Source organism: Allobosea sp. RIT-PG3_2, assembly GCF_057321085.1.
The window spans coordinates 288572-311408 of the sequence record NZ_JBXWCA010000006.1 but is presented as its reverse complement, the minus strand read 5'-3'; the positions used below and the strand labels follow the sequence as shown (position 1 = coordinate 311408).

Genomic DNA, 22837 nt, shown 5'->3' with positions numbered 1-22837 from the left:
CGTCTCAGGCTGCGTCGCGCAGGTCGCCGGCTTCGAGCTCTATCAGGAAGGATGGATCGGCCTCGATCAGCAGGGCGAGCGCCGCGTCGTCGGCAAGCGAATCCGCCATGGCCTTCGCCTCCTCGCGGGCAGCCTCCGCATCCATGCGCCGCAGCAGCGCCATCAGCGCATCCGCTTCCGGCCCCGCCATTCCCTCGCAAGCGATCAGGACGTCGCGCAGCAATTCGCGGTCGATGCCGTGCCGCGCGCTGCCGGCATCGAAGCCCCGCGCGTTGAGGGCGAGGATCGCGGCGATGAAAGCCAGTTCGAGCGCTGCCGGCAGCCCGGCCTTGCGGCAGAGCGCCTTGAGCCCGGCGCCACGCCGGTCGCGCAGCAGCGCCGCAACCCGGGCGGCCGGCAGGTCCGACAGCGAAACGAAGGCGGCTTCGGCCAGCGCCGGCTCGCCACTGAGCAGCGAACGCAGCATCAGGCCGGGCGTCAGCCGGCCGGTGGCCCGCAGGACCTCGACGATCGCCGGCGCGTCGGTCGCCTCGCCGCCGGCGGCAAGCGCCACCGCGACTCGCTCGGTCGATTCCCGCGCCAGCCTTGCGCTGCGCTCAGGCGTCAGCCAGCCGCATCCCGCGACGAAGCTCGCCAGCGTCTCGGAAACCCTGGCCGCGATCGCCTGCCGCAAGCCGGCGGGAAGATCGGCCCGCTCCAGCAAGGCCTCACGCAGGCCGCCGCTGTCGCCGAAGCGTTCGACGATACGTTCCAGCGAGAAATCGGGGATTTCGGCGGTGCGATTGCCGGCCAGCGTGACCAGCGCCTCCTCGCAGCCGACCTCGGCCAGCGCCGCACAGACGCTCACCGGCAAGCAACGGCGCATCGCGATGGCGCGTTGCGCCAGCGTGTCGCCGACGGCGGCGGCATCGACGAGGTCGGCCTCGGTGAGCACCGGCGAATGCGCCAGCACCAGCGCCGCGACATCGCCCTGATCGGCGATGAGGCCGAGCGCCAGGTTGCGCGGCGTGCGCATCGACGGCGCCATTTCCTCGGCGATCGCCCGGCGCACCAGCGGCGAAGGATCGTCGATCAAGGCGATCAGCGCGGTTTCGGCTTCGTGACGATCCTCATCCGACATGCCGGACCGCAGATAGGCGCCCGCCAACGCGGCGGCTCCCGCAGCGCGCGCCTCGGCCGGCGCCGTGCGAGCCCAGAGCAGGAAACGGCGAACGATCATGCTCCGCCTCGCCGGGTCATGAAGGAGGAGAGATCGAGCGGCGCGCGGCGGGCCTTGCCCACGGGCTGTGGCGCGGCGGTAACCGTGGATGGCGACAGCTCGCTCGGCCGCGAAGGCGGCAGCGGCGCACTGACGACCTTGCCGGCATCGACGTGCATCGCGCTGGCGGCTGAGGCGTTAGCGTCCGACGCCGTGTTCGCATCGCTCTGGCCAGGGCGCGGGAAATAGCGCTCCCCGCCCGCGAGCGACGCCATGCGCGTGCCGCCCTGGATCGGCGTGGTCCAGAGATTGGCGACGGCTTTCGAGACCGGATCGCGCGAACCGCCCGTCGAGAACAGGCCGACCAGCCCCTTTGCCCGGCCCGGCCGCAGCGCGGCAGCGATCTCGACCTCGGGAATATCGCCCTGCCCCGATTGGGCGCCTTGTGTGGTGGTGGCGGCGACCTGCGTGCTGGCATGGCTTGCGGCCAGCACCCCGTAGACCTCCTGGACGCTGCGCGCCCGGCCCGCCTTGTCGTAGAAGATCGAGCGGTTGGCGGCGGCGGCCTCGGGAAAATCCCTGGCCGCGACCCGGCTCGGATCGCTGGCGGCCGTCCGGATCAGGTCGGAGGCGCCGCGCGCACCCAGCACATGCGCCATATAGAGCTCGCCGCCCTGCGGCGAGCGCCCGAGCGCGCCGGCCAGCTGGTCACGATTCTTTTGCGTCAGGGCCCCGGCCATGACGGCGGCGACCTGGGGATCATTGCGCAGCTGCAGGATCTTCTCCCGCGCCGCCGGATCGGAAACGGTAAGCCGCCCGCCGCTCTCGGAGATGGCGTCGGCATATTGCGAGAGCCCCTGCTTCGGGCCTTCCTGCTTGACCATGGAAAGCCAGGTCTGCTCGATGAATTGGAAGAGCCCCGTGGCGCTCGATGTCTTCGCCTTGGCGTCCGGCTCCAGCGAGGATTCGCGCTGCGCCGTCTTGAGCAGATAGTCGAAGCCCGCACCCGTCTTTTCGGCGCCCTGGCGAATGGCGCTGACGACCGGATTGGCGGGCTGCGCGTCGCGGCTCTGCGGCGTGGTGAAGAGGAACATCGAGACCTTCGGCATGCAGCCGCCGCGCAGCGCGGAAGCGCAGTCCGAAGACTGCTCCATTATGGTAAGCGAACCGTTAAGATGCCCTGCAGGAGCTTAACGCCACGCTTTCCGCTTCCCTCCCGGCGGGCGGCATTCTACGACTTCTCGCGCCGGCTCAGCGGCCGGCCTTTGCGAAGGCGGAGGCGTCTATGGCGGATGTGGTGCGTCACAAGCGTGGCGGGATCTATTTCGAGGATTTCCAGGTCGGCGCGGTCATCGAGCACGGCCTGACGCGCACCGTCACGCAGATGGACAACATGTTGTTCTCCAACATGACCCTCAATCCGCAACCCCTTCATATCGATGCGCATTTCTGCGCGACCGAGACCGAATGGGGCAAGCCGCTGATGAACTCGCTGTTCACGCTTGGGCTGATGATCGGCATATCCGTCAACGACACCACCGTCGGCACCACCATCGGCAATCTCGGCATGACCGATGTCGGCTTCCCCGCCCCGCTCTTCGAGGGCGACACGATCAACTGCACCACCGAGATCGTCGCCAAGCGCGAGTCGCGCTCGCGGCCCGATGCCGGCATCGTCGATTTCCTGCACAAGGCCTACAAGCAGGACGGCACGCTCGTCGCGCAGTGCCGCCGCCAGGCCTTCATGCGCAAGCGGCCGGCACCCGCCACGGTCGCGGTCTGACCCGGATGCGCTCGCTCCTGTTCGTGCCGGGCGACAGCCCCAAGAAGCAGCAGAAGGGCCTGGACAGCGGCGCCGACGCCCTGATCCTCGATCTCGAGGATTCCGTCGCGCTCGACGGCAAGCCGCAGGCGCGCGAGATCACCCGCGCCTTTCTCGATTCGGCACGCGCGCTGCCGAAGCGCCCGCTGCTGATCGTGCGCATCAACGGCCTGACCACCGGAATGAGCGAGGCCGATCTCGACGCCGTCATGCCCGGCGCACCGGACGCGATCATGCTGCCGAAATCGGAAGGCGGGATCGATGTCGGCCATCTCGCCGCCAAGATCGCCGTGCGCGAGGCGGAGTCCGACCTCCCCGACGGCGCGACGCGGATCCTTCCCATCGCGACCGAAAGCGGCAAGGGCATCTTCGGCCTCGGCAGCTACGCCCGCTCCTCGCATCGGCTGATGGCGCTGACCTGGGGAGCCGAGGACCTCTCGGCCGATCTCGGCGCCGAAACCAACCGGCTCGAGGACGGCTCCTATACCGACCCCTACCGCCTTGCCCGCGCGCTCACGCTGTTCGGCGCGAGCGCCGCGCAGGTCGACGCGATCGATACCGTCTTCACCAACTTCCGCGACGATGCTGCCTTCCGGGCCGAATGCCTCGCCTCGCGGCGGGACGGCTTCACCGGCAAGATGGCGATCCATCCGGCGCAAGTCGCGCCCATCAACGAGATCTTCTCGCCCTCGCCCGCTGCGCTCGCCAAGGCCGAGCAGATCATCGCGCTGTTCGAAGCCAATCCCGGCGCCGGCGTGATCGGCCTCGATGGCGAAATGCTGGATCGTCCCCATCTGATCAGGGCGCAGCGGCTCGTCGCGCGCGCTCGGAAACTGGCTGAATAAACAGCCGGAGGCGATTCGAATGACTCAGGTTTTTGAAGTTTCAGGCATGCATTGCGGCGGCTGCGCCTCGCGCGTCCAGCGCGCCGCCACGGCGCTGGCACCGGGCGCGACGGTAACGCTAGACCCGCCGCGCCTGACCCTGCCCGAAGGGACAGCCCTCAACGCAGAAACGATCAACAAGGCGCTGGCGGAACTCGGCGACTATCGCGCCAAGGGTCCGCTGGCGCAGGGCTGAAGCCAGTCGACACAGAGCGTCATGCTCGGGCTTGACCCGAGCATCTCACGCGGAAGGAGGCTCCGGTGCTCTCGCATCCCGAGATTCTCGGGTCTGCGCTTCGCTCCGCCCGAGAATGAACGCCCGCGCGACGGCTGCCCTAGCCGCCCGCCGGCCGCTGGATCGAGAACAGGCTGGTCACCTCGGCATAATCGGCATAGCCGCAGCGCGCGATCGGGTTGGCACCGGCCGTGTCGAAGCGCCCGTCCTTGACGAAGGCGTCGTCGACGAAGGTACCCACGACCTGCCCCAGCACCATCCAGCGCGGCACGGCATTGCCGTCGAGATCCTGCAACTGCTGGATCGAGAGCAGCTTGCATTCGAGCGCAGCCGGCGTGCCGGCGACGCGCGGCGGCTTGACGAAGCGTGACGGCGCCATCTCCAGCCCGGCATGAGGATACTCGCTCTCGCCCCGCGGCAGCGGCGCCGAGGTCAGGTTCATCGGCTGCGCCAACGCCCTGGTCACCAGCGAGCAGGTGAACTCGCCGGTTTCCTCGATGAAGGCGACGGCGTCCTTCTTGTTCTCCGATGAGAACATCACGATGTTCGGCCGCGACGAGATCGCGTTGAAGAAGCTGTAGGGCGAGAGATTGACCTCGCCCTTCGCGCTCAGCGCCGTGATCCAGCCGATCGGCCGCGGCGCCACGATGGCCTTGAACGGGTCGTGGGCGAAGCCGAGATCGTCTTTCGTCGCCGAGTAATAGGTCATGTCAGGCCCCGTAATAGCTGACGATGTCCGACATCACGGGCCGGTCGCGATCGGTGATCGGCGCCGTCGGCGTGCCGATATGGATGAAGCCGGCCATCCGCTCGTCCTCGGCCAGCCCGAACTCGGTCAAAACCACCCGGTCGAACGAGAACCAGTTCGTCAGCCAGGAGCCGGCATAGCCCATCGCATAGGCGGCGACGAGCATGTTCATGCAGACCGCGCCGGCCGAGAGCTCCTGCTCCCAAAGCGGGATCTTGACGTGCTGGCGCGCCCGCGAGACCACGGCGACGATGACGGGCGCGTGCAGCAGGCGTTTGCGCTCGAATTCGACCTGATCGTCATTCGCCTGCGGATTGCGCTCGCGGAAGACGCGGGCGACCACCTCGGCCGCCTCTTCCCGGGCAGCGCCCGTGAAGATGACGAAGCGCCAGGGCGCGAGCTTGCCGTGATCGGGCACGCGGGCGGCGATCGCGAGTAGCTCGTCGAGTTGCGCCCCTTGCGGCCCCGGAGCGGACAGGAACTGCGGCGGCACGGAGCGACGCAGCTTGAGCAGAGAGAGCGTATCGGTCATGAAACATCCTGACGATGGCGATGGAATTGACCTATTCCTTCGCCATGATGAGGACAAGCGAACCTGCTCCACCATCGCCGCAGGGCCGCCGAGGACGAAAAGCATGCTTGAATTGGATGGTTTTGAAGCTGGTCGCCGCTTGGCCGGCGTCGTCTTCGCCGTGGCCGTCCTGTTCTCGCCGGCTTCGGCCCAGACACCGACGCCCGATACCGGTCCGGGTGCCGACGCCCCGGCACCAGCCGCGCCCGGCTCTGCGACCGCCCAGTCACGGCTCGCCGTCACGGCCCAGTTCGCCAGCGATCGCAAGCCGATCCGGTCCGGCTTGAACTGGCGTATCCTCAGCGAGACCGTCGACGGTTCGTCACCCCGGATCGTTGCGCGCTCCACGGAACCCGAACCGAACTTCGCGCTTCCGCCGGGCAACTACATCGTTCACGCCGCCTACGGCTTTGCCAGCGGCACCAAGCGCGTCAGTCTCGGGCCGCAAGGATTGCGCGACCAGGTGCAGATCAGCGCCGGCGCGCTGTCCCTGGCAGGGTCGATCGGCGACGCGCCGATATCCGCCGGGCAGCTCTCCTTCTCCGTTTTCGTGCCGTTGCAGGGCAATTCGGAAGGCCGGCTCGTCACCAGCGGGGCCAAGGCCGGCGAGGTCATCCGCCTGCCCGAGGGCACCTATCACGTCGTCTCCACCTACGGCGATTCTAACGCCATCCAGCGCGCCGACGTGAAGGTGGAGACCGGCAAGGTCACAGAGGCGACGCTCCATCACCGCGCCGCCAAGGTCACCTTGAAGCTCGTCGCCGCCGCTGGCGGCGAAGCCTTCGCCGGCACAGCCTTCAGCGTGCTGACCCCCGGCGGCGACGTCATCCGCGAGGCGATCGGCGCCTTTCCGCAGGTGATCCTGGCCGAGGGCGATTACGTCCTGATCGCCCGGCAGGAGGGGCAGGTCTATTCGCGCGACTTCAAGGTCGAATCCGGCAGCGACCGCGATATCGAGGTGCTTGCGAAATGACCCCCCGTCATGCTCGGGCCTGACCCGAGCATCTCGGAAACCAGCGCCTTCTCCGCGGGAGATTCTCGGATCTGCGTTTGGCTCCGCCCGAGAATGACGCGCCCGGCTCAGTTGGTCGGTTTCACGCCCGGCGCGACCGTCTCGATCCGGACATTGCCGATGCCCGAGACGATGCCGTCGGCGAGGCGCAGGCCCAGGCAGCGATAGCCGGCATCGACCAGATGCAGCCCATCCATGCCGAGGAGCTCCTCCGGCGTGAACTGGCGCGAATTCGACCAGCCCTTCATCAGCGCATAGCGTGGGAAAACCGAGACGCCCTGCTCCTGCGCCGTCTTTGTCAGCACGGCGCGATACTCGTCGTAATGCGGGTAGCGACCCTCGCGCGGCAGCCACGGCAGATCCATCAGGATCATGTCAACCCCCGCCGCGCGCGCCTTGCCGATGCCCTTGCTCAGGATCTTGGCGAGCTTCTCCTCGCCGATGTCGCGGATCGCGTCGTTGATCACGGTCTGCCAGATCACGATGGCCGGCTTCTCGTCGATGACGTCCACCTGCATCCGTAACAGCATGTCGTAAGCCGACTGGCCACCCACACCCTTATTGACGACCTTGACCTCGGCTCCGGGCAGGCGGCGCCGCAGTTCTGCCTGCAGCACGGCCGGATAGCTCTTGTCCTCGGCGCTGGCGCCGGAACCGGCCGTCGCGGAGGAACCGAGCGCCACGACCGTCAGCCGGCCGGTTTCCTGCAGCGCCTTGCGCGCAGCCGGCAGGCTCGGCTGGAAAGCCGGCTTGGCCGCATCGATCCGGCAGCGGGCATCGGCCGGTGCCGGCATCGGCACGCCGGCGGCGAGGGAATTCAGCGCGAGGAGAAGGAAGGCCGCGGCGCCTGCGCGCCACGTGCCGGGGTAGGCTCGGCGCTTGCGCCGCGTTTCGTGATCGAACGGTACCACGACAGGAAAATCCCTAAGCCTGTCAGCACTGTAACGCCGGCGGTGCAGATCAGCAACTGAACGTCCAGAGCGAAGGACGTCTCCGCCAGCACGATCTGGCCGATGATCGACAGCACGATCCCGACACAGAAGACATGGAGGGAGTTCTGCCCGGCGCAAGCCAACGCACGCCCAAGCGCCGATTTCGCCATCGCGCCACCGGCCGGCAGCCAGCGGATCGCGAGCCAGCTCAGCGCCCCGACATGCATCAGCCGGGTCCAGGCGAGGTTCGTCTTGTCCGAGCCGAGCTGGACGGAATCGACCCAGTCGCTCAGCGCGCCGATTCCGGTCGGATTGCCGGCCGACGTCTTCACCACCCAGGCGAAGAGAATGAACGCGACTGCCACGACATCGAGCCAGACCAGCCGGGGCAGGCCGACACCGAGCTGCGCCGCGCGGCCGATGATGATTCCCAGCGTGAAGACGACCTGCCAGGCGAATGGGTTGAAGAACCAGATCCCGGCATTGCCATTCGGCAGGTTGAGCTCGAAGGCGAGCGCCGCCTGCCAGATCGCCAGCGAGACGGCGAGCGTCAGCAGCGGGCTGATCCGCACGGCGTAATAGATCGCCGGAAACAGCGCGAGGAGCACGATATAGAGCGGCAGGATATCGAGATAGGACGGCTGATAGGTCAGCGTCAGCGCGCCGATCAGCGCCTCGACCGTGTCGCGGAAGAAGGGCTGGATGTTGATCGCCTCGATATAGAGCGGGTTCTGCGTCTGCGTCACGGCCGTGGCGACGACGCCGCAGACGATGATGAACACCGCGATATGGGCGATGTAGAGCGTCCAGAGGCGCCCGCCGAGCTTCAGCGCCGCGACCGGGAAGCCGCGCTGCTCGATCAGCCCGCCATAGGCCAGGGTGGCCGAAACGCCGGCCAGCAGCACGAAGATATCGGCCGCGTCCGAGAAGCCGAAATTATGCGGCATATAGGCCGATACGACGTTCCCGGGCATGTGGTTTATGAAGATGATCAGCAGCGCCAGCCCGCGCACCACGTCGATGCGCGCATCGCGGCTGCCCCTCGAACGCGCCGTGCTTTCGGCCGGCTGGCCGAGGAGCAGGAAGCGCCTGAAGGAGGAAATGGACGACACGGACGGCTGTCCTTCAGCAGGCTAGGACGGGCTAGTGCGGAACGCGGCGGCCGATCGCGGGTTCCCCGCCGGCGGCCCCTCAAGATGAACGTTCCCTGTCGAGATCGTTCATCTGCCGTTCATATAACCGAAGGGGAGTCGCGTCACGCGGTGCATTGTCACAAGCGCGTGTGGCGGACCATCAGCGCGCTTTGCGGCAGGGTTGGGACGAAGCGTCGACGACACGGCAATGTGATGCCGGGCCTCAGTCGAAGCCCGTGACGCTCGAAGACAAAATCCCGGGCTTGACCCGGGATCGATGCCGGAGCACGGCCGGCAAAGGTTCAGGAATGGATCCCGGATTTCCGCTTCGCGGCGTCCGGGATGACCCTCGCTTTTACTTGAATGCAGCGCGCTCTGGACGCTGTCGGCCGGCGCGGTCTCAGTATGGCGGCTCGGCGTAGACCGGCTTGCCATCGATCAGCAGGCGCTTGATCGCCGCCTCGCCGGATGCGGAGACGCCAGCGACGACCTCTATACGGGCCTTCTCCGTCGTCTCGATTGCCTTGCCTTCGCCCTGGGGCACGAAATAGCTCTCGAGCCCATAGGCGATACGGAGTCGGTTGCGGTTACCGCTGCAGTCGAAGGCGCCGTCGGCATTGGTGGCGCAACCGCCTGTCGCGGTCACGCGCCCCGCGATCACGACCGCATCGTTGCTGTTCTTCGGCCAGTCGCGCGAAACCCCGGTCGCCCGGGCGAAGCCCTGCTCGTCGCGCCCCAGCGTCACGAAAACGGTCTCCCCGCGCCGATAGGGCTGCGTGCCGTCCTGCCCCGCCTCGACCGTGCTGATCGGGTAGGCGAGCACGACATAGTCGCCGCGGAAGAGATCGCGCGGATCGACCGGAACAGTCTTGAGACGCACCTCCGCGCCGCCACGCAGGATGCGCGCCCGCTGCTCGACGAGCGCGAGCAATGCGAGCCCCAGCAGCAACACAGCCGCAATCGCGCGCCAGAGGAGCGGTATCCTCGTTACGATCGCGTCGGCCGAGAACAGGCGCATCATGCGGCCTCCTTCTCGGCGGGCGGGTTCAACCGCGCGAACAGGCGCCGCGCGCCGGAGGCGACCGCAAGCAGAGCCGCGCCCGCGACGAGGAAGAACAGCGACTGGTCCAGCAGCGTGCCAATCGTCTGCCAGAGCAGGATCAGGATCGCGACGCCGAACAGGATCGAGCCCGCCATCACCAGCCGCCTGACGCCTCCGGCCGCACCTGCCACCATCAGCGCCGTCGCCGAAAGCAAGACGAGGCTCGCCACCGTGATCTTGCCGGCCATGCCGATGGCGCTGCCGCTCCAGAACACGGCGGGTACGAGCAGCGCCAGGACGAGCGCCGCCGCCAGCGGCCAGGTGAAGCGTCGGTCGCGCGCCGTCGCAGCCGCCAGGACCGTCAGCGGAACTGCAACGGCATAGGCGTAGAACACGAACAGGAAGGCACGCCCCGCCCGCGCCTCGTCATTGTCGAGAATGCGGACCAGCTCGAAATTCAGGCAGAGCACGAGCCCAAGCAGGCCCCATGGCAGGCAGGCGGTCAGCAGGCTGGGGCCGCCGCGATCGAGCGCAATCGCACCCAGCGCCACATAGAGAGCCGATACCGCCAGACCATAGGCGAGCAGGCCGTAATCGAAGCGATCGAACAGTTGATAGCCAGGGACCATGCCGATCCAGAGCGCCCCGGCGAGCACGACGAGATGATGAATCAGCCGGTTGCTGCGCGAGAGGGCCAGCCAGAGCGCCGGCAAATAGAGGATGAAGAAGCCGAAATGGGCACCGTCGCGCGCCTCTTCCCAACGCCCGCCGCTCCAGGCGCAGATCGCCACGAGTGCAATCGCCAGCGCCCCGCTCGACCGCATCAGGAATGAGGCAGCGAGCCCGCCGAGCGCGATCAGCACCGCGCCGCCCGGCCAATCTGTCGGCAGATGGTACATCTGACCGACCAGCGCGAGCCCGGCGGCGAAGATCAGCACGCCACAGGTGACGGCCGCATCGCTGCCACGCGGCGAACCGCCCCGCTCAAGCCGGAACGCAATGGCGAAGCACGCCACGATGCCCGCCAGGATCGCCCCGAGTTTCGCCAGCCGTGGGATCGCCTCCCAGTTCGCCGCGACGAAAGCCGCTACGCTCGATGCGATCAGCAGGCCGCCGAGCAAGCCGAGCAGTGCCGGCAGACGGAAGCCGCTGTGCTCGCTGGCGACGGAGCGGCGGATCGCTCCGGCGCTGTCGGCGTTGAGCAGGCCGCCATCGACCCAGCGGATGAGATCGGCCTCGAGCCGCTTGCGATAGGAACCCGTCAGCATCGCCGGCAATCTGGCATGGTCGGAGCGGAATTAGCTAGAGAGGGAATGTCGAGCGAGCGCGCATCACCGCATCCTTCTCCCCTTGCGGGAGAAGGTGCCGGCAGGCGGATGAGGGGTCTCGCGACGCCCGCCGCGAAACGAACACCGAACTTCCAGAACCTGTGCGCCCCCTCATCCGGCCCTCCGGGCCACCTTCTCCCGCAAGGGGAGAAGGAAAGGCGCAGAAGCTTCACGCCGCCCTGACTGCCTGCCGGCGCGCCAGATCCGGCGCCAGCGCCTCCCGCGTCAGAGACGCAATCGCCTCGGACAGCGTCATCACGGTCTGCGCCTGGCTGCCGAGGCGGCGGATCGTGACCGTCTTTTCCTCGGCCTCGCGCTTGCCGACGGCCAGGATGACCGGGACCTTGGCGAGCGAATGCTCGCGCACCTTGTAGCTGATCTTCTCGTTGCGGAGATCGGCGCGGGCGCGCATGCCGGCTCCGAGGAAGGCCATCGTCACCTCCTCGGCATAGGCATCGGCGTCCGAGGTGATCGGCGCGACGACGACCTGCTCGGGCGCCAGCCAGAGCGGGAAATGCCCGGCATGGTGCTCGATCAGGATGCCGGTGAAGCGCTCCAGCGAACCGCAGATGGCGCGGTGGACCATGACCGGCTGCTTCTTCTCGCCATCGGCACCGATATAGAAGGCGCCGAAGCGCTCCGGCAGGTTGAAGTCGACCTGCGTGGTGCCGCACTGCCAGTCGCGGCCGATGGCGTCGCGCAGGACATATTCGAACTTCGGCCCGTAGAAGGCGCCCTCGCCCGGATTGATCTCGGTCTTGATCCGGTTGCCGGACTGGCGCGCGATCTGCTCCAGCACCTTGGTCATCACGTCCTCGGCATGGTCCCAGAGCGCGTCGGAGCCGACGCGCTTCTCGGGCCGTGTCGAGAGCTTGATGACCAGTTCCTCGGTGAAGCCGAAATCCTCGTAGACCGAGAGGATCAGATCGTTGATCTTCAGGCACTCGGCGGCGAGCTGCTCCTCGGTGCAGAAGATATGCGCGTCGTCCTGCGTGAAGCCGCGCACGCGCATCAGCCCGTGCAGCGCGCCTGATGGCTCGTAGCGATGGACATTGCCGAACTCGGCAAGCCGGATCGGCAGGTCGCGATAGCTCTTCAGCCCGTGCTTGAAGATCTGGACATGGCCCGGGCAGTTCATCGGCTTCAGCGCGAAGACGCGATGGTCGCGCTCGGCGTCCTGCGGATTCTCGAAGGCCGCGGCGGACTTAACCGCGAACATGTTGTCCTGGTACCAGCCCCAGTGCCCGGAAGTCTCCCAGAGCGACTTGTCGAGGATCTGCGGCGCGTTCACCTCCTCGTAGTCGGCGGCAAGGCGCCGGCGCATATAGGCAATGATCTCCTGGAACAGCCGCCAGCCCTTGGAGTGCCAGAACACGACGCCCGGCCCCTCCTCCTGGAAGTGGAACAGGTCCATCTCCCGGCCGAGCTTGCGGTGGTCGCGCTTCTCCGCCTCCTCGATCTGCCTGAGATAGGCGTCGAGGTCCTCCTGCTTCGCGAAGGCCGTGCCGTAGATGCGGGTCAGCATCGCGTTGTTGCTGTCGCCGCGCCAATAGGCGCCGGCCGTCTTCATCAGCTTGAAGGCGTTGCCGACCTTGCCGACCGAGGTCATGTGCGGGCCGCGGCAGAGATCGATCCAGTCGCCCTGCGCATACATCTTCAGCGTCTGGTCGGCGGGAATCGCATCGACCAGCTCGACCTTGTAGGCCTCGCCCTTCCCGGCGAAGAAATCCTTGGCCTTGTCGCGGCTCCAGACCTCCTTGGTGAAGGGTTTGTCACGCGCTATGATCTCGCGCATCTTCTTCTCGATCGCCGGGAAGTCCTCCGGGGTGAAGGGCTCGTTGCGGGCGAAATCGTAGAAGAACCCGTTCTCGATGACGGGGCCGATCGTCACCTGCGTGCCCGGGAAGAGTTCCTGCACCGCTTCGGCGAGGACGTGGGCGGTGTCGTGCCGGATCAGTTCGAGCGAACGCGGGTCTTCCCGGTTCAGGAACTCGATCTTCGCGTCGGTGGTGATCGGATCGGCGAGATCGACGACCGTGCCGTCGAGCGCCATGGCGACGGTGCGCTTCAGGAGCGAAGGGGAAATGCCCTTGGCGAGTTCAGCCCCGGTGATGCCGGAGGGAAATTCGCGCTTGGCGCCATCGGGAAATGTCAGGGAGATCGTCATCGATCGGATATCCTGCTCACTCGGGGATACAAGCCCCGTAAGACAAGGCCGGCTACGGATGTGAAGGGTGCGTTCCGCCGCCCGTGGCCGGTTCGGCGGCGGAATCGAAAGCCGCCGGCACATTTGTCCTGCGCCAGCGGCCATAGGCCCACGGCCTATACCACCTCGCGCCCGGCGGCAATTCCTCGCAGACGATGTCGATGCCGCTCGTGCCCCATGGGTTGCAGCGGCATATCCGCGCGCATCCCATCCATCCGCCCCGCCACAACCCGAAGCGCAGGATCGCCTCGTCGGTATAGGCGGAACAGCTCGGCCAGTGCCGGCAATGGCGTCCAACCAGCATGGACAGGCTGAGTTGGTAACCACGGATCAGGATATGGGCGAGCCTGCGCGGTAAAAGTGCAAGCCGGCGCAGGCGCGAAAATCTTTGCTTAACAAAGAGACGCTGGAATAGATCATCTACGTCGTTTCGTTCAGCCGTCACCAGAACCGCTTCCCCTCGCCTGATTCCGGAAACATGATGCCCGCCGTTCGCTTTCGCCATGCCCTGCTCCGCCAGGCCCCCCTGCGCCAGGCTCCCCTGCGCAATGCCCTTGCGGGTCTCGGACTGGCGTTCAGCCTCGTGCTTTCCGTGCCGGCATCAGCCCAGCAACGGCCTTACCTCCTCTGGCTCGACGGTGCCAAGCTCGATGTCGCCCATCTCACCGGGCTGCCGCCGGCGCAGAACAGCCCGGAAGCCAAGGCCGAGTTCGAGCAGGTGCAGCAGCTTTCGCTGAACCGGACGCCCGAGCGCGAGAAGCAGGCGATCGCCGACCAGCGCCAGGGCCTGGTGAACTTCCTGAACGGCATGGAAACCAGCTATGTCGACAACACCCATCGCGAGGTGCGGCTGCTGTTCCGAGAGGCGCAGGTCGAGCTCAGCATCCTGCTGAAGAGCGTCCATCGCCTCACCAGCCGCCCGCGTCCCTTCCAGCTCTGGGCCAAGGTCCGCGTCAAGCCGTGCCCCGGCGCGCGTCCGGAAGGAACCTCCTTCCCTTCGGGCCATGCAGCGACGGCTGCTCTCTATGCGGAGCTGCTCAAGGCGGCCGTCCCCGACATGGCGGACAAGCTGGAGGAGCGGGTGAAGAGCTATGACGAAAGCCGCCTGATCTGCGGCTTCCACTATCCCAGCGACCTCGTCGCGGGTGACAAGGTCGGACGCGCCGTCGCCAAGGCCCTGCTGGCGGAGCGTGCCTTCAAGTCGCGCTTCGACGAGACGATCCCGGAAATCAAGGTCGCCTTCGGCATGAAATGATCAGGCGGCGGCCTCGCGCCGCCGCGTCTCGATCTGGTCGATCGCATCCACGACCGCGTCGAAGGTCAGCATGGTCGAGGCATGACGCGCCTTGAAGTCCCGCACCGGCACGAGCACGGCGAGATCTGCCCATTTGCCTTCGGGCGGATCGGCGTTCTCCTTCAGGATCGCGCGGGCCTGTTCGCGCACCTGCCGCAGTTCCTCCGCCGTCGAGCCGATGACGTGGCCCGCCATGATCGAGGAGGAGGCCTGCCCGAGCGCGCAGGCTTTCACCTCATGGCCGAAGCCGGTGACGACATCGCCCTCCATGGTGACATCGACTGTCACGGTCGAGCCGCATAGCTTCGAGTGAGCCCGCGCCGTGGCGTCAGGAGACGGCAGGCGCTGCAGCAGGGGGATGTTGGCGGCAAGCGAAAGGATGCGCTTGTTGTAGACGTCGTCCAGCATGGCTTGGTCCTAGAGCACGCGCCGATCGGCTTGCAGCGCAAGCTGATCGGACAACGCGTTCTCTATTATGGTTCAGAGACGGATTCACCGATCAGGTTGAACAACCTGATCGGATCCGGCTCTGGCGGCTCTGGAATGACCGGCTCGGAGATCCAATATAGGGTTGATCGCCGTAGAACGGGAGGGCATGGACATCCCTCCCGCCGCAAGGCGTGAAACTTGTCGCAACGGCCTCGTGGCCGCGGCCGCCCGGTCGCAGCGCGGGGCTCCTATCGTCCCAACGGGAGGCACCACATGATCCCTGTGGTTAAGTCCTTGTCCGTCGAGGGGGCCGTCAGCCCCTCCGCCGACAAGTTTCTGGTCCGCAAGCCCACGCAGGAAGAAGCAGAGGCCGCCGTCCGCACGCTCATGCGCTGGGCGGGTGACGATCCGTCGCGCGAAGGCCTGTCCGATACGCCCCGCCGCGTCGCCAAGGCCTACAAGGAATTCTACAAGGGCTATGGCGAGGATCCGCATGACATCCTCGACCGCGTCTTCGAGGAGGTCGAGGGCTATCAGGACATGGTCCTGGTCCGCGACATTCCGTTCTATTCGCATTGCGAGCACCACATGGTGCCCTTCGTCGGCAAGGCGCATATCGGCTACTACCCCTCGAAGGGGGTAGTCGGCCTGTCCAAGCTCGCCCGCATCGTCGACGTCTATGCCCGCCGCCTGCAGACGCAGGAGACGATGACCGCCCAGATCGCCGACGTGATCGAGGAGGCGCTGGAGCCGCGTGGCATCGCCATCCTCGTCGAGGCCGAGCATATGTGCATGTCGATGCGCGGGGTGCAGAAGCAGGGCTCCTCGACCATGACCTCGCAATATCGCGGCCTCTTCCGCAACGATCCGGCCGAGCAGGTCCGCTTCTTCACCATGGTGAAGTCGCCGGGGCTGTGACCCCAGGTTTGGCCGGGCACCACCCTTGCTCTACAAGGCGCGTCGCATGACGCGCCTTTTTCGTGATGGAACCGAGATGAGCCTGTTTCCCTCCGCAGCCGACAAGCATGCCCTCGAGGAGGGCACGGTGCTCAGCCCCCGCTTCGACGCGAACGGCCTGGTGACGGTCGTCGCTACCGAAGCGGACAGCGGCGCGGTGCTGATGGTCGCCCATATGAATGCCGAGGCGCTGAAGCGCTCGATCGAGACCGGCGAAGCCTGGTACTGGTCGCGCTCGCGCCAAGAACTCTGGCACAAGGGTGCGACCTCCGGCCAGATCCAGACCATCGTCGAGATGCGGATCGACTGCGACCAGGACGCGCTATGGCTCAAGGTGAAGGTCGGCGGCGACGGCGGTTGCTGCCATACCGGCCGCTGCTCCTGCTTCTATCGGGTTAAGCCGCTGCGGGAAGACGCGGAGAGGCCGCTCCTCATTTGCACCTGATACTTGTGCGCATCGGCAATGCTGCTGCTGCGCCTTCACGGTCCCGTCAAATCCAGGCGATAATGACCGCCGATTATGCCGTTCACCTTTCGCTCATCAGCTTCTGAGATTCTCTGTCCCTGTGGAGAGAACGGTCCATGCTGTGGAATGGCGTTGCACGGCGAGCCTTTGGCCTTGGCGGGGGTGGTGCCGTAATGAACGACATGCGCTCGATCAACGGGCAACCGGCAGCCGTCAGACCGAAGATCGGCCTGGCGCTCGGCGGCGGCGCGGCGCGCGGCTGGGCTCATGTCGGTGCCATTGAGGTACTGGTCGAAGCCGGTTTCGCGCCCGATGTCATCGCGGGTACCTCGATCGGCGCCGTCGTCGGCGGCTGCTTCGCTGCGGGTAAGCTGCCCGCGCTGACAGAATTCGCCACCAGCCTGACCAAGCGCCGCATCGTCGGCCTGATGGATTTCCATATCGGCGGCGCCGGGCTGATCGCGGGCGGGCGGCTGAAGCGCCTGCTCGACCAGCATCTCGACGGCGTCCGCATCGAGGACCTATCGCATCGCTTCGTCGCGATCGCGACCGAGCTCGGCTCCGGCCACGAGATCTGGCTGACGCATGGCCCGCTGGTCGAGGCGCTCGGCGCCTCCTATGCCCTGCCCGGCGTCTTCGACCCGGTGAAGCTCGGCGGCCGCTGGCTGATGGACGGCGCGCTGGTCAACCCGGTGCCGGTCACGGCCGCGCGGGCGCTGGGCGCCGACATCGTGATCTGCGTCAACCTCAACAACGATCTGTCCGGCCGCGGCACGATCATCCAGAACCATGGCTCCGATCCCGACGAGCTCGTGCCCGAGCTGGAGGTGCGGCCCGAGCCGCGCTGGTATGACGGCATCAGCGGGGCGGCCAAACGCGTGCGCAACATCGTCGGGCGGCCGGCCGAGAATCGCCCCGGCCTCGCCGGTGTGATGATCGAGGCGTTCAACATCACGCAGGACCGGATCTCGCGCTCGCGCCTGGCCGGCGATCCGCCGGACGTGATGATCGGCCCTAAGCTCGGCCGCATCGGCCTGTTCGACTTCCATCGCGCCGACGAGACCATCGAGCTGGGGCGGCAGGCGGCGCAGCGTGCGCTCGACGATATCGCCGCCCTCGTCGCCGCCAGCCATATCGTGCCCCAGGGCTGAGCCGGGGGCGTTAAGGCACGTCAGGCCATCGCGATGTAGTCGCGCATCGCCTGGCTTTCGGCCTCGATCGCCGCGACGCGATACTTCACCACGTCGCCGATCGAGACGATGCCGGTGACGCGTCCGTTTTCGACGACAGGGACATGGCGGAAGCGCCCCGTCGTCATGATCTCCATCAGCTCATCGACGCTGGTTTGGGGCCGGCAAGTCACGACCTTGGAGGTCATCGAGCGCGAGACGGCGCTCTCCAAAGCCTCGCCACCCTGCTCGCCGAGAGCGCGGATGATGTCGCGCTCGGACAGGATACCGACGAGCGCACCGTCGCTCCCCATGACGACGACGGCGCCGATGCGCTTCTCGCTGAGCGTACGGATCGCTTCTGCCAGCGTCCGGTGCGGCTGCACCGAGATGACCTCGCGCCCCTTGCCGCTCAGCAGCTGCTCGACATTCATGGAAGGTCCTCCTCGCAGGCGCGCCGTTGCCGACGCGCGGTTCCGCTGGAACCCTGCGAGCTTACCGGCGGACTCACGACGCCGGATCGGCTCGAAGAGTGCTTCGCAATGCTGCGAGTGTGGGGGAAGAGACCGGTGCAGGCAAGGCTTGCCGGCGATCCGCCACAACTATCCCGCCCGGTTTTCGGCAGCGGCGCTCAGCGGCGCAAGGCACCCCGGTCGAACATCGGAAAAAGCAGAAGCCCGACCACGAATCCCCCGATATGGGCTTCCCAGGCGATGCTCGTCTCCTCGCCGAAGATCGGCACGAGACCGGCCCCGAACAGGATGTTCGTCGCGAACCAGATGCCGATGAACAGCAGCGCCCGGGAATTGCGCCAGAGCTGGCCCAGCGGCTCTGCCGGGATCGCACGGACGACCTCGTCGTTCCCGAGTTCGCCAAAACGCAGCCCCGGCGCGAAGACGAAGCGGATCGCCGCCGCCGTCGCACCGGAAACGCCGGCGGAAGCCCCGACCAGCGGCAGCACGTCGAGATCGCGCGAGAACCAGTGCAGCAGCGCGCCGCCGATCGTCGAGAGCGCCATCAGGTTGAGGAACCGATTCGGTCCGAGCCGTCTTGCGACCGGGCTGCCGAAGGCGGCGAGCCAGACCGCGTTCGAGACCAGATGCAGCCAGGAGCCATGCAGGAAGCCATAGGTGAGCAAGGTCCACAGCCGGACGCCGCCATCGGCCAGCAGCAGCCGCACGAGCTGCAGCCGCTCGACCACGTCCTGCCCCGCCGTCGATTGAGCCATCGCTCCGACGACGTCCTCGAGCCGTCCGGGCGAGAGCCACAGCGTCAGCCGCGCCGGCACGAAGGCCAGCCACGACATCAGCACGTAGTCGTCATAGTCGGAGAGCAGCGACCTGCCGGCCTGGACCAGCGCCAGGGCGGCGAGCAGCCAGACAACGACGGGAGGCAGGTTGAGGGCGGGCTCGCGCGCCGGCCGAGGGGGATCTTGGAACGCCATGGCGCGTCACACTTGCCGAAGCGCCCATGCGGCGCAAGCAAAGGCTGAGCGCCGTGCAACGAAAAAGGGGAGAGGCTCGCGCCCTCCCCTTTTCCGCCGGCTGTGACGCCGCCCGGTTATGCCGGCCGGCATGGTCACGCCCCCTCCACCTCGCTTGCGCACATGACTCGATGCCCGCGAATTCCGAGGCATTTGATACGCATTCTAGCGATCTTCCACAAAGGCAAGGTTTGATTAACCCTAACAATCCCCGTTGCCTCGCCCGACTCAGATGGCGGTGGCAAGACGGCATGGCGAATGCGTCCTCGATCTTCCGAGAGAACGATTCGTCCCTCTTTCGAACGGTTCTGCGCCATTCTCGGTCGCTGCACCGTTATCGGGGACAACCGGCAAATGGGCGCGGGATGAAAAACACGAGCACACGTCTGGTTTTCGAGTATTGGGACGCGCTGCGCGGCGAACGGGCCGCGCCGGAGCGCGGCGAGATCGAGCCCGGAGCGTTGCGTCATGCCCTGGCCGATACCTTCGTGCTGGAGAACGAGCCGATCGGCCCGGTCTTTCGGCTGGCGGGTACCCGCCTCTGTGCGCTGGTCGGGCACGAACTGCGCGGGCGCGCCTTCACTGCGCTCTGGCCGGACGTCGAATCGCAGGGCGACATGCGCCGCCTCGTCCAGACCGTGATGGACGAGAGCGCCGGCGCCGTCGCCGGTCTCTCCGGCGAATCCAGAAACGGCGCGCCGATCTATCTCGAGCTGCTGCTGCTGCCGCTGCGCTACCGCGGCCGGACCCATGCGCGCGTTCTCGGCGCTCTGTCGCCAGCGGTCTCGCCGGATTGGCTCGGCCTCGACACCGTCGAATCGATGCGGATGATCTCCTTGCGGATGCTCTGGCCTGCCGCGGCCTCGCGTCCGCCGCCGACACCGCGGCGGGCGGAGCCGCCCCGCCTCGTCGTTCTCCCGGGCGGCCGCGCCTGACCGGAACGATCCGTTAACCAGAACGCACCTAGGATCGGCCGAAATCCAGGTCGGTTCTTGATGTTGAGCGCGCTCCAAACGCCCCGAACGGCTGCCTTTCCTGCCGAACGCAGGCGGCATCACCGTATGAAGGTGGTGCTGCTGGGTCGCTATATGCTGCCCAACCGCATGGAATATCCCTGCCAGACACTCGACATCTCGCCGGGTGGCGTGCATCTCGCCGCCCCTGCCAAGGCGAAACCCGGCGATCGCGTTATCGCCTACCTCGAACATCTCGGTCGGATCGAAGGCACCTGCGTCCGTACGACGATGGAAGGCTTCGCGATGACCATCACCGCGACCAGCCGCAAGCGCGAGAAGTTCACGGCCCAGCTCACCTGGCTCGCCAATCGCGAAGAGCTCGGCCTTCCCGAAGACCGCCGTCACGAGCGCGTCGTGCCGCGCAACCCGCGCTCGGTGCTGACCATGGACGACGGCTCGGAGCATGTCGTCCGCATCGTCGACATCTCGCTGTCCGGCACTGCCTTTTCGAGCGATCTCGACCTGCCGACCAATACGCCTGTGCGGATCGGCTCGACGCCGGCGCGCATCGTCCGCCGGTTCGATGGCGGCTACGCGGCGGAGTTCCGCTTCCCGCTCTCCGCCGATCTGCTCGACGAGAACCTCGAGCTCTGAGGGTCGGCCCCGGCCCGACTCTTCCCCAGCGAATCCCCGACAGCTTCCAAAACTCAGTTGCCCTAGCTCGCGGCGTGCCGTGATCGCTGAAGCGTGCCGATTATGCGCGGAATCATGCCGTCATCCCGGGCTTGGCCCGGGATCCATGCCGGAGCGCGCCCGCACAAGGTTCAGGCATGGATCCCGGATCTCCGCTTCGCTCCGTCCGGGATGACCAGCCTTCTAAAGCCTGACGGTTGCCGGCAAGTCGGCCCCCTTGGCGCGCAATCGCTGCCTGAGCGCTGCAAACGGGAGCGCGCAGCGCTTTCCGGCGAGCATCGCCCCCCTTAACCGATGCGTAGGTTAATCATCCCCTACAGACCAAGAAAGAATTAACGGTTAACATATCGTTCCACGATCGATACGAATCGTTACTTCCTCGTTTTGGCAAGATTGATGCTGATCTATTCTTCGCCGAGTGCGGGGCCGAATACATAAATTTGTACGTTTCCATTTCAACCGGAATCCATTTGCCAGCACGCATCGTCAGCCCCGGGACAGAAAGGGGACGACATGCTCTCTCGACATCGCAATCTGATTGGTACCGCGCTGACTGCTCTGGTCATCCTTGGCGGAGCAGCTTCCGCCAGCGCTCAAGGCTCCGCCGGCATCCCGGTCGCAAGCGCGCCGGCCGATGCTTCCGGCGACGCCCGTGCGCCCTACGCCTGGACGGATTTCTGCAAGCGCTCCCCGATGGAGTGCCGCACCGATACCCGGGAGCCCGAGCGGATCGAAATGACCGCAAAGCTCTGGAAGACGATCGTTGCCACCAACAACAGCGTCAATCGCGAGATCGAGGCCGTCACCGACGACGAGCATTGGGGTGTCGTCGATCGCTGGGACATCCCGACGGACGGCAAGGGCGACTGCGAGGACTATGCGCTGCTGAAGCGCAAGCGCCTTGCCGAAGCCGGGCTGCCGCGGCGCGCCATGCTGATGACGGTGGTCATCGACGAGGAGAATGCCGGCCATGCCGTGCTGATGATCCGCACCGATCGCGGCGACTTCGTCCTCGACAACAAGCGCAACGCGATCCTGCCGTGGAGCCAGACCGGCTACGTCTACGTCAAGCGCGAGTCGCAATACCGCACGGGCTGGACCTCGCTCGGCGGCGCGCAGACCCCGACGGTCGCCTCGGTGCAGCGTTGATGAAGGTTTCCGCGGCCACGGATCGGCTGCGGCGATAGGACGGCGAGGCTCGGTCACGTCCCCACCCACCCGTCCCCAAGGATCGGGTTTCGCCAGGGCCGGCTTTCCTCCCCGGAAGGCCGGCCCGCTTCTTTTTTAACCGTCAGTCCAGCCGTTCGAGCCCGGCTGCGAATTGCCGCCAGCGCTGGACATAGGCGTTTGCCGAAGCGGTGATGCCGGCCGCAGCCTTGTCGTCCAGCGTCCGCACGGCCCGCGCCGGCGAGCCGACGATCAGCGAATTATCCGGAAACTCCTTGCCCTCGGTCACCAGCGCATTCGCGCCGACGAGGCTGTTGCGGCCGATCTTCGCACCGTTCAGCACGGTCGCGCCCATGCCGACCAGGCTGTTCTCACCGATGGTGCAGCCATGCAGGATGGCGCGATGGCCGATCGTGCAGCGGGCGCCGACCGTGAGCGGGAAGCCCATATCGGTGTGCAGCACGCAGCCTTCCTGGATGTTGCTGCCCTCGCCGATGCTGATCCACTCATTGTCGCCGCGCAGCACGGCTCCGAACCAGATCCCGACATCCGCGGCGAGGCGCACACGTCCGATCAGATGCGCGTCGGGCGCCAGCCACCAGGCGCCGTCGCCGGGCACCTCCGGCCTTGTTCCATCGAGCGAATAGAGCGGCATGGCAGTAAACCTTGATGCGTCAGCTGCCCGAGGATTGCAGAGGATCGGCCCCCGCCGTCAAGCGCCGGCCATATGCAGCAGGTCTAGCACCACCCGGCCGGACGCCATGCTCCAGACCGACGCCGTCATGCTGGCGAGCATCACGAACATGAAGGGGCGCCCTCCGACCTGCCGGCCCTGCACCGTGTTGCGCAAGATCAGGAAGGGCGCGCTGAAGACGACGACCGGCACGCTGGCCACGGCCGCGAACCCGCCCATCTCCAGCAGCTTGAAATCCGCCCGATGCGCAGTGAACAGCTCGAATGCGCTCGCCAGCAGACCCGCGAAGGCGAAGCCGATGAAGAGCGACTGGAGCGCCTCGAGCGCGGCGGGCTGAATGGTCAAGGCGCGGTCCCTCCCCGGAACGACGCGCGGAACCTGCCGCATGGTTTACGAAGAGTGAAGACAAGTCTTCACC

The 22837-nt window shown here is 66.7% G+C and carries 26 protein-coding genes; 11 read left to right on the top strand and 15 right to left on the bottom strand.

The features are described 5' to 3' along the window. Nucleotides 1-4 precede the first annotated feature (4 nt). Nucleotides 5-1219 carry a DUF2336 domain-containing protein gene (locus AC2FAN_RS19085; protein ID WP_485175895.1) on the bottom strand — a complete coding sequence of 405 codons (1215 nt, stop codon included), beginning with the start codon at nucleotides 1217-1219 and terminating at the stop codon, nucleotides 5-7. Continuing rightward, on the bottom strand, nucleotides 1216-2307 hold the full coding sequence (locus tag AC2FAN_RS19080) for a lytic transglycosylase domain-containing protein (protein ID WP_485175894.1): 1092 nt from the start codon (nucleotides 2305-2307) through the stop codon (nucleotides 1216-1218). The genes AC2FAN_RS19085 and AC2FAN_RS19080 overlap by 4 nt, the downstream gene beginning before the upstream one ends. Nucleotides 2308-2483: 176 nt before the next feature. Here AC2FAN_RS19080 and AC2FAN_RS19075 point away from each other — a divergent pair, with 176 nt between their 5' ends. From AC2FAN_RS19075 to AC2FAN_RS19065, 3 genes are read left to right on the top strand one after another with little or no spacing between them, the layout of a single operon-like run. Continuing rightward, on the top strand, nucleotides 2484-2981 hold the full coding sequence (locus tag AC2FAN_RS19075) for a MaoC family dehydratase (protein WP_265053869.1): 498 nt from the start codon (nucleotides 2484-2486) through the stop codon (nucleotides 2979-2981). A gap of 5 nt (nucleotides 2982-2986) precedes the next feature. Continuing rightward, the gene (locus tag AC2FAN_RS19070; protein WP_265053870.1) at nucleotides 2987-3865 is read left to right on the top strand and encodes an HpcH/HpaI aldolase/citrate lyase family protein; all 879 of its coding nucleotides are present in this window, start codon (nucleotides 2987-2989) and stop codon (nucleotides 3863-3865) included. A 19-nt stretch (nucleotides 3866-3884) separates the two neighbouring features. Then, the gene (locus tag AC2FAN_RS19065; protein WP_265053871.1) at nucleotides 3885-4100 is read left to right on the top strand and encodes a heavy-metal-associated domain-containing protein; all 216 of its coding nucleotides are present in this window, start codon (nucleotides 3885-3887) and stop codon (nucleotides 4098-4100) included. 139 nt (nucleotides 4101-4239) lie between these two features. On the opposite strand, the gene AC2FAN_RS19060 is transcribed toward AC2FAN_RS19065, so the two are convergent. Then, nucleotides 4240-4848, bottom strand: a complete 609-nt coding sequence (locus AC2FAN_RS19060) for a flavin reductase family protein (protein WP_265053872.1) — start codon at nucleotides 4846-4848, stop codon at nucleotides 4240-4242. A gap of 1 nt (nucleotide 4849) precedes the next feature. Beyond that, entirely contained in the window at nucleotides 4850-5419 is a 570-nt protein-coding gene (locus tag AC2FAN_RS19055) for a nitroreductase family protein (RefSeq protein WP_265053873.1), read from the bottom strand. A gap of 103 nt (nucleotides 5420-5522) precedes the next feature. On the opposite strand from AC2FAN_RS19055, the gene AC2FAN_RS19050 reads away from it, so the two are divergent. Next, the gene (locus AC2FAN_RS19050; RefSeq protein WP_265053874.1) at nucleotides 5523-6431 is read left to right on the top strand and encodes a hypothetical protein; all 909 of its coding nucleotides are present in this window, start codon (nucleotides 5523-5525) and stop codon (nucleotides 6429-6431) included. Between the two features lie 107 nt (nucleotides 6432-6538). Here the strand turns inward: AC2FAN_RS19050 and AC2FAN_RS19045 are convergent, their stop codons facing one another. From AC2FAN_RS19045 to yidD, 6 genes are all read right to left on the bottom strand, one after another. Then, a complete protein-coding gene (locus tag AC2FAN_RS19045; protein WP_265053875.1) occupies nucleotides 6539-7264 on the bottom strand; it encodes an SGNH/GDSL hydrolase family protein in 726 nt (241 codons plus the stop codon). A gap of 23 nt (nucleotides 7265-7287) precedes the next feature. Beyond that, nucleotides 7288-8514 carry an OpgC family protein gene (locus tag AC2FAN_RS19040; protein ID WP_265053876.1) on the bottom strand — a complete coding sequence of 409 codons (1227 nt, stop codon included), beginning with the start codon at nucleotides 8512-8514 and terminating at the stop codon, nucleotides 7288-7290. A 421-nt stretch (nucleotides 8515-8935) separates the two neighbouring features. Continuing rightward, nucleotides 8936-9556, bottom strand: coding sequence for a GDYXXLXY domain-containing protein (locus AC2FAN_RS19035; RefSeq protein ID WP_265053877.1), 621 nt, complete (start codon nucleotides 9554-9556; stop codon nucleotides 8936-8938). Next, a complete protein-coding gene (locus tag AC2FAN_RS19030; protein ID WP_485175893.1) occupies nucleotides 9553-10845 on the bottom strand; it encodes a DUF2157 domain-containing protein in 1293 nt (430 codons plus the stop codon). Before AC2FAN_RS19030 ends, AC2FAN_RS19035 begins: the two co-directional genes overlap by 4 nt. Before the next feature lie 229 nt (nucleotides 10846-11074). Further along, nucleotides 11075-13072, bottom strand: coding sequence for a threonine--tRNA ligase (gene thrS / locus AC2FAN_RS19025; protein WP_265053879.1), 1998 nt, complete (start codon nucleotides 13070-13072; stop codon nucleotides 11075-11077). A gap of 52 nt (nucleotides 13073-13124) precedes the next feature. Continuing rightward, on the bottom strand, nucleotides 13125-13487 hold the full coding sequence (gene yidD, locus AC2FAN_RS19020; RefSeq protein WP_265054843.1) for a membrane protein insertion efficiency factor YidD: 363 nt from the start codon (nucleotides 13485-13487) through the stop codon (nucleotides 13125-13127). Between the two features lie 105 nt (nucleotides 13488-13592). Between yidD and AC2FAN_RS19015 the strand changes: the two genes are divergently transcribed. Next, nucleotides 13593-14366: a phosphatase PAP2 family protein gene (locus AC2FAN_RS19015; protein ID WP_265053880.1), complete on the top strand. Its 774-nt coding sequence runs from the start codon at nucleotides 13593-13595 to the stop codon at nucleotides 14364-14366. Here the strand turns inward: AC2FAN_RS19015 and AC2FAN_RS19010 are convergent, their stop codons facing one another. Continuing rightward, the gene (locus AC2FAN_RS19010) at nucleotides 14367-14813 is read right to left on the bottom strand and encodes an iron-sulfur cluster assembly scaffold protein (protein WP_476805790.1); all 447 of its coding nucleotides are present in this window, start codon (nucleotides 14811-14813) and stop codon (nucleotides 14367-14369) included. It lies immediately after the preceding gene. A gap of 294 nt (nucleotides 14814-15107) precedes the next feature. Between AC2FAN_RS19010 and folE the strand changes: the two genes are divergently transcribed. From folE to AC2FAN_RS18995, 3 genes are all read left to right on the top strand, one after another. Further along, a complete protein-coding gene (gene folE, locus AC2FAN_RS19005) occupies nucleotides 15108-15752 on the top strand; it encodes a GTP cyclohydrolase I FolE (RefSeq protein WP_485175892.1) in 645 nt (214 codons plus the stop codon). Between the two features lie 76 nt (nucleotides 15753-15828). Further along, nucleotides 15829-16236: a phosphoribosyl-AMP cyclohydrolase gene (gene hisI / locus AC2FAN_RS19000; protein ID WP_265054844.1), complete on the top strand. Its 408-nt coding sequence runs from the start codon at nucleotides 15829-15831 to the stop codon at nucleotides 16234-16236. Nucleotides 16237-16430: 194 nt separating this feature from the next. Beyond that, entirely contained in the window at nucleotides 16431-17408 is a 978-nt protein-coding gene (locus AC2FAN_RS18995; RefSeq protein WP_476805792.1) for a patatin-like phospholipase family protein, read from the top strand. Nucleotides 17409-17428: 20 nt separating this feature from the next. On the opposite strand, the gene AC2FAN_RS18990 is transcribed toward AC2FAN_RS18995, so the two are convergent. Beyond that, nucleotides 17429-17860, bottom strand: coding sequence for a CBS domain-containing protein (locus AC2FAN_RS18990; protein WP_265053884.1), 432 nt, complete (start codon nucleotides 17858-17860; stop codon nucleotides 17429-17431). Nucleotides 17861-18057: 197 nt separating this feature from the next. Then, entirely contained in the window at nucleotides 18058-18870 is an 813-nt protein-coding gene (locus AC2FAN_RS18985) for a rhomboid family intramembrane serine protease (protein ID WP_265053885.1), read from the bottom strand. Nucleotides 18871-19274: 404 nt separating this feature from the next. On the opposite strand from AC2FAN_RS18985, the gene AC2FAN_RS18980 reads away from it, so the two are divergent. The 3 genes from AC2FAN_RS18980 to AC2FAN_RS18970 all read left to right on the top strand — a co-directional run bounded on the left by AC2FAN_RS18980 (nucleotide 19275) and on the right by AC2FAN_RS18970 (nucleotide 21707). After that, nucleotides 19275-19844, top strand: coding sequence for a PAS domain-containing protein (locus tag AC2FAN_RS18980; protein ID WP_265053886.1), 570 nt, complete (start codon nucleotides 19275-19277; stop codon nucleotides 19842-19844). 60 nt (nucleotides 19845-19904) lie between these two features. Then, nucleotides 19905-20519 (top strand): PilZ domain-containing protein, encoded by a 615-nt coding sequence (locus AC2FAN_RS18975; RefSeq protein WP_265053887.1) that lies wholly within the window; start codon nucleotides 19905-19907, stop codon nucleotides 20517-20519. Nucleotides 20520-21071: 552 nt separating this feature from the next. After that, entirely contained in the window at nucleotides 21072-21707 is a 636-nt protein-coding gene (locus AC2FAN_RS18970) for a transglutaminase-like cysteine peptidase (protein ID WP_265053888.1), read from the top strand. Between the two features lie 142 nt (nucleotides 21708-21849). Here AC2FAN_RS18970 and AC2FAN_RS18965 read toward each other — a convergent pair whose 3' ends face one another. Further along, entirely contained in the window at nucleotides 21850-22380 is a 531-nt protein-coding gene (locus AC2FAN_RS18965) for a gamma carbonic anhydrase family protein (RefSeq protein WP_265053889.1), read from the bottom strand. Between the two features lie 57 nt (nucleotides 22381-22437). After that, on the bottom strand, nucleotides 22438-22764 hold the full coding sequence (locus tag AC2FAN_RS18960; protein ID WP_476805797.1) for a DUF6949 family protein: 327 nt from the start codon (nucleotides 22762-22764) through the stop codon (nucleotides 22438-22440). Nucleotides 22765-22837: the final 73 nt, after the last annotated feature.

Excerpts from the sequence above, each read along its gene's own strand:
- AC2FAN_RS19085 (WP_485175895.1), bottom strand. The coding sequence starts at position 1,219 with ATGATCGTTCGCCGTTTCCTGCTCTGGGCTCGCACGGCGCCGGCCGAG.
- AC2FAN_RS19080 (WP_485175894.1), bottom strand. The coding sequence starts at position 2,307 with ATGCCGAAGGTCTCGATGTTCCTCTTCACCACGCCGCAGAGCCGCGAC.
- AC2FAN_RS19075 (WP_265053869.1), top strand. The coding sequence starts at position 2,484 with ATGGCGGATGTGGTGCGTCACAAGCGTGGCGGGATCTATTTCGAGGAT.
- AC2FAN_RS19070 (WP_265053870.1), top strand. The coding sequence starts at position 2,987 with ATGCGCTCGCTCCTGTTCGTGCCGGGCGACAGCCCCAAGAAGCAGCAG.
- AC2FAN_RS19065 (WP_265053871.1), top strand. The coding sequence starts at position 3,885 with ATGACTCAGGTTTTTGAAGTTTCAGGCATGCATTGCGGCGGCTGCGCC.
- AC2FAN_RS19060 (WP_265053872.1), bottom strand. The coding sequence starts at position 4,848 with ATGACCTATTACTCGGCGACGAAAGACGATCTCGGCTTCGCCCACGAC.
- AC2FAN_RS19055 (WP_265053873.1), bottom strand. The coding sequence starts at position 5,419 with ATGACCGATACGCTCTCTCTGCTCAAGCTGCGTCGCTCCGTGCCGCCG.
- AC2FAN_RS19050 (WP_265053874.1), top strand. The coding sequence starts at position 5,523 with ATGCTTGAATTGGATGGTTTTGAAGCTGGTCGCCGCTTGGCCGGCGTC.
- AC2FAN_RS19045 (WP_265053875.1), bottom strand. The coding sequence starts at position 7,264 with ATGCCGGCACCGGCCGATGCCCGCTGCCGGATCGATGCGGCCAAGCCG.
- AC2FAN_RS19035 (WP_265053877.1), bottom strand. The coding sequence starts at position 9,556 with ATGATGCGCCTGTTCTCGGCCGACGCGATCGTAACGAGGATACCGCTC.
- AC2FAN_RS19030 (WP_485175893.1), bottom strand. The coding sequence starts at position 10,845 with ATGCTGACGGGTTCCTATCGCAAGCGGCTCGAGGCCGATCTCATCCGC.
- thrS (WP_265053879.1), bottom strand. The coding sequence starts at position 13,072 with ATGACGATCTCCCTGACATTTCCCGATGGCGCCAAGCGCGAATTTCCC.
- AC2FAN_RS19015 (WP_265053880.1), top strand. The coding sequence starts at position 13,593 with ATGCCCGCCGTTCGCTTTCGCCATGCCCTGCTCCGCCAGGCCCCCCTG.
- AC2FAN_RS19010 (WP_476805790.1), bottom strand. The coding sequence starts at position 14,813 with ATGCTGGACGACGTCTACAACAAGCGCATCCTTTCGCTTGCCGCCAAC.
- folE (WP_485175892.1), top strand. The coding sequence starts at position 15,108 with ATGATCCCTGTGGTTAAGTCCTTGTCCGTCGAGGGGGCCGTCAGCCCC.
- hisI (WP_265054844.1), top strand. The coding sequence starts at position 15,829 with ATGAGCCTGTTTCCCTCCGCAGCCGACAAGCATGCCCTCGAGGAGGGC.
- AC2FAN_RS18995 (WP_476805792.1), top strand. The coding sequence starts at position 16,431 with ATGAACGACATGCGCTCGATCAACGGGCAACCGGCAGCCGTCAGACCG.
- AC2FAN_RS18990 (WP_265053884.1), bottom strand. The coding sequence starts at position 17,860 with ATGAATGTCGAGCAGCTGCTGAGCGGCAAGGGGCGCGAGGTCATCTCG.
- AC2FAN_RS18985 (WP_265053885.1), bottom strand. The coding sequence starts at position 18,870 with ATGGCGTTCCAAGATCCCCCTCGGCCGGCGCGCGAGCCCGCCCTCAAC.
- AC2FAN_RS18980 (WP_265053886.1), top strand. The coding sequence starts at position 19,275 with ATGAAAAACACGAGCACACGTCTGGTTTTCGAGTATTGGGACGCGCTG.
- AC2FAN_RS18975 (WP_265053887.1), top strand. The coding sequence starts at position 19,905 with ATGTTGAGCGCGCTCCAAACGCCCCGAACGGCTGCCTTTCCTGCCGAA.
- AC2FAN_RS18970 (WP_265053888.1), top strand. The coding sequence starts at position 21,072 with ATGCTCTCTCGACATCGCAATCTGATTGGTACCGCGCTGACTGCTCTG.
- AC2FAN_RS18965 (WP_265053889.1), bottom strand. The coding sequence starts at position 22,380 with ATGCCGCTCTATTCGCTCGATGGAACAAGGCCGGAGGTGCCCGGCGAC.